General features: G+C 47.6%; 1 protein-coding gene. It reads left to right on the top strand.

Annotation, left to right across the window (positions count from 1 at the left end):
- Positions 1 to 728: toprim domain-containing protein (locus A3750_RS00645; RefSeq protein WP_156498270.1), on the top strand; the 728-nt coding region annotated here is incomplete at both ends.

The following is a 728-nucleotide window of genomic DNA, read 5'->3' on the forward strand; positions in this document are numbered from 1 at the left end:
ATGGTTGTTGAAGGCTATATGGATGTGGTTTCTTTGGCGCAACATGGGATTGATTATGCTGTCGCTACGCTTGGGACAGCCACGAATGAGGAAAATCTTGGGCAGCTACTCAAACGCTGTCAAAACCTAGTGTTCTGTTTTGACGGAGACGCAGCAGGATTGAGGGCGGCTGAAAAGGCGATGGATAATCTTCTTCCTATGTATCAAAACGGAATGCAGTTTAGTTTCCTTATTTTACCTCAAGGAGAAGATCCGGATACGTTGGTCCGAGAGGAAGGCCGAGAGAAATTTGAGGCCAGAGTGAAGCGTGCGATGCCATTATCTGAGTTCTTTTTCAATGTTCAGGTGCGGGGTTTAAATCTTGAGCTTCCTGAAGATCGTGGAGTGCTTCGCAATCGTGCCCAGGCTGTGCTCGATACAATTCCGAAGAGTGCGCTTAAATCTGGTCTTTGGGAGAGGCTGATCGNGCTAACTAGTAGTAGGAAAAAAGTCCAGTCACAGCGTGCCATAGCGCGAGATACTAGCGATATAAAGGTGATCAAGACCAAAGAAGTGGCGATCTGCCTCGGGCTCTATTTCTCCCCCATTAAAGCGCCGGAGTTAGTTGATCTTAACATGCGCTTTGATTCCGAACTTACAGGACAGTTTCTAGATTTCATCCTGTCTAACAGCATCTCCAGCCAGGAAGATCTGCTTTATGCGCTTGCCACCGATCAGCAAGGGTATCG

This window comes from Oleiphilus sp. HI0079, from assembly GCF_001635105.1.